This window comes from Collinsella aerofaciens, assembly GCF_015555045.1.
GTDB lineage: Bacteria > Actinomycetota > Coriobacteriia > Coriobacteriales > Coriobacteriaceae > Collinsella > Collinsella aerofaciens_W.
The window spans coordinates 1-8617 of record NZ_JADNJQ010000047.1 but is presented as its reverse complement, the minus strand read 5'-3'; the positions used below and the strand labels follow the sequence as shown (position 1 = coordinate 8617).

Here is an 8617-nt window from a genome sequence, read left to right as displayed (position 1 = left end):
CATTGTGGCATCCCGAGCCCGCGGAAAGAAGCTGCGCCGCGGGGGAGGCGACCCAAATGGCTTTCTCATATCGTCTTGACCTGCACGGCCGCTCGTATATGAATATCGGCATGACATGTGCCGCCATACTGTCCACGCTTTCGTTCTTTGTGCTCATCGTCGATGGCAATGGCGGCAACGAGCTTGCTGCCACGACCATCTTTTATCTGGGCTCGGGCTTTTTCGTGGTGTTCTTTACCACAAAATATGCCGCCGTCTCGCTCTATGCGCGCTGGTCATATTTTTGGCCGTGCATGGGTCGCGTCGTCAACAACGTGTGCTCGATGTTCGTGACGGCGCCGGCAGTGGCGATTATCTCGAGTCAAAATGTGCTGGCTGCGGTCGGTGCGGCGCTCGTGATGTTTGTGGGCATTGTGATTACGCTGCTGGGGCAGTTGGGGCAACGAGCCGATGATGCCGTGATGCAGGATGGCCTGCCGCTTGCCACCGACGATCTTGGTGGGGATCTTGCGCCCACATGCTCCGACCCCGAGCCCGTGGAGGCAGCGGAGCTCACGTCCGATGAACGCCTTGATGCCTTCGTCGCCACCTTTGGGCTTACAGAGCGCGAGCGCGATATTCTTGAGGTCTTGGTCGTTTCGGACCAGAGCGTTCAGGACATCGCCACAACGCTCTTTCTTTCGCGCTCCACGCTCTATCGCCACATTTCCTCGATCAACAAGAAGGCCGGTACCGCCTCGCGCGTGGCCCTCATCAACTTCTTCTGGTCCTGGACACCCAAGGACTAGCTAATCTCCCAATAAGTTGCGGTGGAATAGTCCCTAAATTAAAGTCACGGGGCTTTAAACAGGAACTATTTCACCGCAACTGCTGGGGGGGGGATAGACTGCGGCGGCAGAGGCAACGGCAGCGGCGTTGGCAGCTGTGGTAGTGGCAACGGCAGCTGGCAGGGTGTTTTCCGTCTACTTGCTACAGCAGCTCGCCGTGGCGGGCAATGTAGCGGCGCTTCGCCAGCTGGGTGAGCGCGATATAGGCGGTAACGATGCCAATGAGCAGCCCAAAAAAGCTCGTGGGCAGCGGCATGAGGCCGAGCGCATCGGCGATGGGGCTTGCCGGCAGCCAGGTGACGAGCGCCAGGCCCAGCACGGTAAGAACGCACAATGCGGGCGCGGCGTGGTCGCGCGGGCTCGGCAGATGCGGGGAGCGCAACATGTGGACCACGAGTGTCTGCGACCACATGGACTCGACAAACCAGCCGCTCTGGAAGAGCGCAGCAAAGGTCGCCATACCCGCGACGTCGCCCGCGGCGGCAAGCTCGGACCAGCTTGCGTCCACGGCGGCGGGGCACACGACAAAGAAGAGCGCGGCGAAGGTCACGATGTCAAACAGCGAGCTCACGGGGCCCAGCTCGCGCATAAAGCCCTTGATGGACGCGGCGTCCCAGGCACGCGGGCGGGCAGTCCAGGCGTCATCGACGGTGTCCCACGGCAGTGCGATGCACACGATCTCGTAGACCAGCGACAGCAGAACCAGCTGCAGGGCGCTCATGGGCAAAAACGGCAAGAACAGGCTCGCGACGGTCACGGACAGCACATTGCCAAAGTTGGAGCTCACCGTGGTCTTGAGGTACTTGAGCAGGTTGCCGTAAGTGCGGCGGCCTTCGATGATGCCGCGCTCGAGCACGCCCAGGTCCTTCTGAAGCAAGATGATATCGGCGGATTCCTTGGCAATGTCGACGGCCGAATCGACCGAGATGCCGCAATCGCTCGCACGCATGGCGGCGGCGTCGTTGATGCCGTCGCCCATAAAGCCCACGGTGTGGCCGAGCATCTCGCGCATGACACGTACCAGGCGCGCCTTCTGCAGCGGCGAGAGCTTGGCGAAGAGGTGGGTTTTCTCGGCGCGCTCGGCAAGTTCGGCGTCATCGAGCGCATCGATCTCGGAGCCGAGCAAGACGTTGCTCGCATCGATACCAATCTGCTCGCAGACGGTGGCGGCGACGCGGTCGTTGTCGCCGGTTAGGACCTTGACCGCCACGCCCTTGGCCTCGAGGGTGGCGACGGCGCCCGCGGCACTTGCTTTGGGCGGATCGAGGAAGGCCAAAAAGCCCATCAGCACCATGTCGCACTCGTCGGCGATGCCAAACTCGCCCACGCAGCGCGGATTGGTCTTCTGCGCCACGGCAATTACGCGTAGGCCCTCGGCGTTAAGTCCGGCGATCTGCTTGCGAATCTGGGCGAGCTTCTCGTCGGTGAGCGGCTGAGCGATGCCATCGATCTCGACAAAGGAGCAGATCTCGAGCATTTCCTCGGCGGCGCCCTTGGTAACCATCTGGGTTTTGCCTTGGGCGTCGGCGACAACTACGCTCAGGCGACGGCGCGAGAAATCGAAGGGAACCTCGTCGACCTTGGTGTAGCGGTCGCGCAGGCTCTGGCCCAGCATGGAATCGGGTGCGACGGTCGAGGGTGTCACATCGGCACGGTCGATTACGGCCAGGTCGATAAGGTTTTTGAGGCCGGTTTGGAAGAAGCTATTCAAAAATGCATGGCGCAGCACGCGTGCGTCTTCGTTGCCGTCGGTGCTGAGATAGCGCTCGAGCACGATGCGGTCTTCGGTGAGGGTGCCGGTCTTGTCGCAGCACAGGACGTCCATCGCTCCGAGGTTTTGAATCGCCGGCAGCTCCTTGACGATAACCTGGCGACGGGCGAGGTCCTTGGCGCCCTGCGACAGGCTCGTGGTCACGATGACGGGAAGCATCTGCGGCGTGATGCCCACGGCCACGCTCGTGGCGAACAGCAGCGCGTCGATGACGTTGCCCTTGGTGGCGGCGTTGATGGCAAAGACGGCCGGCGCCATAACGAGCATCAGGCGCACCAGCAGCATGGAGACGCTCGAGACGCCGCGGTCAAACGCGCTTTTTTCGCCGCGCCCGTTGAGCATCTTGGCGATGCCGCCCAGGTAGGTGTCCGAGCCGGTGGCAACGACAAGCGCCATGGCGGCGCCGTTTTGCACGGAGGTGCCGGTAAAGACGATGTTCTTGCAGGCAGAGAGTGGCAGTGCGGAGCCGTCGGCGCCCTCGACGACGGTGACGGCGGTGGTCTTCTCGACGGCCTCGCTCTCGCCGGTGAGTGCGGACTCGATCACAAACAGGTCGCGCGCGGTGATGATGCGGGCGTCTGCCGGCACCATATCGCCGGCAGAGAGGCGGATTACATCGCCGGGGACGAGCTCGTCGAAGGGGATCTCGATGCGCCCGCCGTCGCGCAGGGCGGTGCAAGTGTTGGAGACCAGGTCCTTAAGGGCCTCGGCCGCATTGCCGCTGCGGGCTTCCTGGATAAACTTCATGCCGCCCGATACCAGCAGCATGGTGCCGATGACGATGACCGTGGAGGGGTCGCGCTGCGGCTCGGGTACGGCGAGCACGTCGATGTAGAGCGAGACCAGCGCGAGCGCGGCGAGGATGCCGGCGAAGGGATCGATGAAGGCGTCGGCGATGCGGCGGGCGAGCGTTTTGGTCGTTGCCTCGATGGTGTTGGGGCCGACGGCGTTCAGGCGCTCAGTTGCCTGCTCGACGGTGAGGCCGTTTGCCGTGGCGTCAAGCAGTACGAGGGCGTCCTCGGCACTATGGGTGGCGGCGAATATGGTGTTCTTGGACAGGCCGGTATGAGCGGCAGGGCGCGCCGTGCGGCGGCGCTTGGAGATGGCTTCGAGTACCGTGACGGTTTTGAGCATCAGCATAGGGTCCTCCTTGTTGAGGGGAGTTAGCGTACGTGTCGTATTTGCTTCAAAAAACCTAGATGTCGCTCACGTCAAGCTCTTGAGCCCACAAAGGGTGCAGCGCGCCTTTGCGGTGGTTTTGGCGATCTGCCGGTGGCGTTTATGCGTGTGCGGAGCCCTCGCGGCGTGCCGAGGGCGACATGCAGGTTTTTCGACTAGGACTGCCTTCCATGGCACACCTCCTAAAGGCTGAGCGCAGCGCGCTTTGGGTATCTCGTACCCCTTTTTAATCCGCCCGTATTCTTGATGAGGGGGTTTGACATGTCAACCCCATTGTTCGGAAAACCATTCCCCCTGACAAAGCCTTTACAGAATGCCGTGGCCCCAAAGCGCGCCCGCATCGACGCTTCGCCTGCGCTAAACTGGAAGGCACGTACGCGATTACGAGAGGAGCCCGCATGGAGGCTTACAAGCAAGAGTTCATCAAGTTTATGGTCGAGTCCGACGTCCTTAAGTTCGGCAGCTTTACGCTCAAGAGCGGCCGTCAGTCCCCGTTCTTTATGAACGCCGGCGCTTACGTGACGGGCTATCAGCTCAAGAAGCTGGGCGAGTATTACGCCCAGGCCATCCACGATAACTTTGGCGACGACTTTGATGTGCTGTTTGGACCGGCCTACAAGGGTATTCCGCTGGCCGTCGTGACCGCAATTGCCTACCACGAGCTGTACGGCAAGGAGGTCAAGTACTGCTGCGACCGCAAGGAGGCCAAGGACCACGGTGCCGATAAGGGCAACCTGCTGGGTTATGAGCCCAAGGACGGCGACCGTGTGGTCATGGTCGAGGACGTTACCACCAGCGGCAAGTCCATCGACGAGACCTATCCCAAGGTCAAGGCTGCTGCCGATGTCGAGATCAAGGGCCTGATCGTGTCCCTCAACCGCATGGAGGTCGGCAAGGGCGGTGTGACCACCGCGCAGAAGGAGATCGAGGCCAAGTACGGTTTCCCCGTCGCGAGCATCGTCTCCATGGCTGAGGTCGTCGAGACCCTCTACAACCACGAGATCGACGGCAAGGTTGTCATCGACGACGAGCTCAAGACCGCCATCGATGCCTACTACGAGCAGTACGGAGCACGTTAGTTACGGCGTTTTACCAAACGCCGTAACTGCTCGACGCTGCGCGGGCCGCATTTGGACAATCTGACGTTCAACTTCAAGGGCGCGACCAGAAGGTCAGCGCCCTTTCGTTTCACGTCACCTTGTCTCAAATGCGACCCGCTCGCTGTCCGTTCTCTACCTGCGGCGTCGTCTTGCTCCGAATGCGGCTCGCTCGCTGTCGTTGCCGAAACATCGGCGTTGCCGGACTAGTCATTGGGGACGTTCATAAATGACTACTCAGGAATGAGCGTGGATAATCTCCCGTTTTTGGCCTGTGTGCAGGCTCAAAGTGGGAGATTATCCACGCTCGCTTTAATTTGCCTGGGTTGCGATGCCTATCTAATCGGCTCGGCGTCTTCCCTGAGAATCGAAAGATACTCTTCATACCCGTACTGCCGGTATCTCTGTCTTGACTCGTCGAGCGGACGGAGGATACCCAATTCTTCAAATGATTTGACGAGCGAGCTCGCGGTACTCCTGCCGATATCGAGTTGGGCAGCGATGAATGCGGTGTCGACGATGGGGTGCTCTTCAAGAATGCCCAACAGCCTTTGCCCGTTTGCAGCAGTCCTTCCGAGATTTTCGGTAATGGTTGCTGTGGAACGGTTATGGAGGTCAACAAGGTTTTTTAAAGACCCTACCGAGTCCTCCGCACTCTCGAGAAGACTGTTGCAGAAAAACTCTATCCATTCCTCGTAAGTGCCTCTCTCCCTTACGGATGTGAGTTGCCGGTAGTACTCGCTTCGATTTTTCTTGAACTGGAACGATGGATAGAACAAGCAAGAATGAAGAACGCCATCATTGATGAGCATAAGTGTAATGAGAAGCCTGCCCAGGCGACCGTTTCCGTCTAGGAATGGATGGGCAGTTTCAAATTGGTAATGGACGAGCGCCGCCCGCACAATCGGATCCATTTCGACTTGAGGCTCATTGATAAAGCGTTCGAGGTCCTGGAGCGTGTTACTCAAATCTTCAATGTTTGGAGGGACAAACGATGCGGTTGCAATGGTGCAGCCTGAGGGGCCAATCCAGTTTTGTGAGGAGCGCAGCTCGCCTGGATTCTTCTCCGTTCCGCGCACTCCGTCCAGCAGGACCGCATGAACTTGCCTAAGAAGTCTCGTGCACAAGGGCATCTTTTTGAGCAGTTCTACGCCGCGGTCGACAGCACGGACGTAATTCACGACGTCTGCGACATCTTTATGATGGAGTCGTGTTTGCGATGGACTAAGTAGGTCGTCAAACGTGCACTGGGTTCCCTCAATTTGCGAAGAAAGGAGTGCTTCTTTGCGCACGTACATTGTCAGATACATGTCGGCGTTGGGAACAAAGTAGAGCATGCCTTCAAGCTCTCCAAGCTTTCGTGAGCATGCGGAAAGCGTGCGATAGGTTTCCTCGGTGAGGTTTAGCTGCCTCAATGATTGCAAGGGCGTTGGAAAAAACGAATAGTAAGCCAATTTCCCCGATAGATTATTGCGGAGCGTTCCCTGGCCGTTCTCCTCGATTTGCATCGCGCCCTCCATATCTTTAGTGCCGGAAACTCGTTATTAGGCTAATCATATTAATTCTAATAACGAGTTTAAGGATTAAATAGTTATTAGAATTGATGTAAACAATCTAATGATGAGAAGTCGTTATTACTTGACCATGGAGCTCGGCTTGGTACAAGGGGGTCATCCAAAATGAACGTGGATAATCTCCCGTTTTTGGCTCGGTGACGGCCTCAAAGTCAAAGTGGGAGATTATCCACGCTCGTTAGTTAAGCGTCCGAAAATCCACACTCGCCAAACCTACCAAAAAGGGACGGGTTTATTTTGGCACGTTTCGGTCGGTATCAGGAAGCGTCAGGGACGGGGCGGCGGCAGGACTCGAGAGCGAAAAGAAGTATCGGGTTTGGCGTGCCCGCTTCTGCCCGTCCCGCGCGTGGGCGATACTCGGCTTATCGAACCGCGATGCAAAGGAGATGCTCATCCCACGAGCACTACCGAGAAGGGCTCGCGATTCGAGTCCCCACCTTAGCATTTGAACCATTTGGCACTATAATTACCGTAGGCATGCGCACAACGTTGCGCTTAATCAAGAGGAGAAAACGTATGGGTCTGTTTGATATGTTCAAGAAGAAGGCTGAGCCCGCGGCTGCCGCTGCTCCGGCCTCCATCTCTGCTTCTGCCGGCGCCGACGTGCTGTGCTCGCCCGTCAAGGGCAAGGTCATCAAGATGGCCGACGTGCCCGATCCCGTCTTTGGCGGCGAGGTTCTGGGCAAGGGCTGCGCCGTGTGGCCCGAGGACGATCTGGTCTACGCTCCCTGCGACGGTAAGGTGACCGTCACCATGGGTCACGCCGTGGGCTTGCAGTCCGATAGCGGCATCGAGGTTCTGGTGCACGTTGGCGTCGATACCGTCAACATGAACGGCGACGGCTTCGAGGGCTTCGTCAAGGCCGACGACGTCGTGAAGGCCGGCCAGCCCATTCTCAAGATCGACCGCGCCAAGATCGCTGCTGCCGGTTACAAGGACTGCGTCGTGGTGGCCGTGTCCAACACCGCCGAGTTTGCCGACGTCGAGCTTACCGTCGAGGCCGACTCCGCCGTCGCCGCCGGTGACGCCATCGTTAAGGTCGTCCGCAAGTAAACTGCGGCGTTCAAAGGATGTGCAAGGGTGGTCGGGTTTTCCGGCCACCTTTTTTATTGCACCGTGGGGAAGCGTTTTATTGCGCGTTGGGCGGGCTTGCAAACCGTTCGGACGCTAAAACGAACCGACCGCGCCTTCGCGTTGCCGAGGATGTTCATAAGTGGATAGTATGGGCTTACTTATTACAACGTGTGCCGCGTCCGGGAAGCGCGGTGCCGCTCATTGGGAGGAACAACATGAAAAAGAAGCTGCTGCTTGTGCCCCTCATGGCCGTCTTGGTTGCATGCGTGGTCGTGCTTTCCGGCTGTGGAGGTCCTTCGGTTGAGGAGCTCATCACCGAGGATCTTACGACGCAGTTTGACGAGGTCAAGAACGGTGGCGACGACTTCCTCTCTGGTCTGGAGGAGGCTTCGGGCGACGAGTTCGAGCAGCTGGGTATCGATCCCAAGGAGTATGCCAAGACCTATCTCGAGGGCTTTGACTACAAGATCGGCGACGTGACGGTCGACGAGGACAAGGGTGTCGCGACCGCCGAGGTCTCTATCACCTGCAAGTCTATGAACAAGATCGTCGAGGACTTCTCCACCCAGTATCAGGAGAAGGTCGCTGCGCTTGACACGGTTCCTTCCGATGACGAGCTGTACAAGATGGCCGGTCAGGTTATGGTCGATGTGACCAAGGCCACCGAGCCCAGGAAGACCACGGTTATCTTCAAGTACACCTGCAACGACGATGGCGAGTGGTCTGCCGACGACTCCGTCAACTCCGAGATGATGGATGCAATGCTGAGTTAGTTCGTTGCGGCGTTTTACCAAACGCCGCAACTGCTCGACGCTGCAAGCCCGCCAGAGCGGCAATCTGCCTTTCAACTTCGGTGGCATGACCAAAAGGTCAATGCCGCCTTGTTTCAAGGCACCTTGTTCGCTCTGGCGGGCTTTGGCTGTCGTTGCCAAAACAACGTCGTTCCCTTGGTTGGCTTAAAGTAGCACTTTTACCTGCGACGTTGCCATCGCTGAAGTAGTCATTGGGAAGGCGGCAGTTGGGGACGTTCCTTTTAATATGAGCAGGACATTGTCAAGAGGCAAAATCGGGCCTGGCCCCAACGATATGGGGTCA

The 8617-nt window shown here is 58.5% G+C and carries 6 protein-coding genes; 4 read left to right on the top strand and 2 right to left on the bottom strand.

Features of this window, described 5'->3' with window-relative positions:
- Positions 1-56: 56 nt before the first annotated feature.
- Complete coding sequence (locus I2E45_RS10100) at positions 57-788, top strand: helix-turn-helix transcriptional regulator (protein ID WP_195445969.1); 732 nt, start codon at positions 57-59, stop codon at positions 786-788.
- A gap of 181 nt (positions 789-969) precedes the next feature.
- On the opposite strand, the gene mgtA is transcribed toward I2E45_RS10100, so the two are convergent.
- The gene (mgtA, locus tag I2E45_RS10095) at positions 970-3738 is read right to left on the bottom strand and encodes a magnesium-translocating P-type ATPase (RefSeq protein ID WP_195445968.1); all 2769 of its coding nucleotides are present in this window, start codon (positions 3736-3738) and stop codon (positions 970-972) included.
- 437 nt (positions 3739-4175) lie between these two features.
- Between mgtA and pyrE the strand changes: the two genes are divergently transcribed.
- Positions 4176-4856: an orotate phosphoribosyltransferase gene (gene pyrE / locus I2E45_RS10090; protein WP_148332521.1), complete on the top strand. Its 681-nt coding sequence runs from the start codon at positions 4176-4178 to the stop codon at positions 4854-4856.
- A 353-nt stretch (positions 4857-5209) separates the two neighbouring features.
- On the opposite strand, the gene I2E45_RS10085 is transcribed toward pyrE, so the two are convergent.
- Positions 5210-6382, bottom strand: coding sequence for a Fic family protein (locus I2E45_RS10085; RefSeq protein ID WP_195445967.1), 1173 nt, complete (start codon positions 6380-6382; stop codon positions 5210-5212).
- 582 nt (positions 6383-6964) lie between these two features.
- Between I2E45_RS10085 and I2E45_RS10080 the strand changes: the two genes are divergently transcribed.
- Both I2E45_RS10080 and I2E45_RS10075 read left to right on the top strand, forming a co-directional pair.
- Positions 6965-7501: a PTS sugar transporter subunit IIA gene (locus I2E45_RS10080; RefSeq protein WP_195445966.1), complete on the top strand. Its 537-nt coding sequence runs from the start codon at positions 6965-6967 to the stop codon at positions 7499-7501.
- Positions 7502-7737: 236 nt separating this feature from the next.
- On the top strand, positions 7738-8295 hold the full coding sequence (locus I2E45_RS10075; protein WP_152067485.1) for a hypothetical protein: 558 nt from the start codon (positions 7738-7740) through the stop codon (positions 8293-8295).
- Positions 8296-8617: the final 322 nt, after the last annotated feature.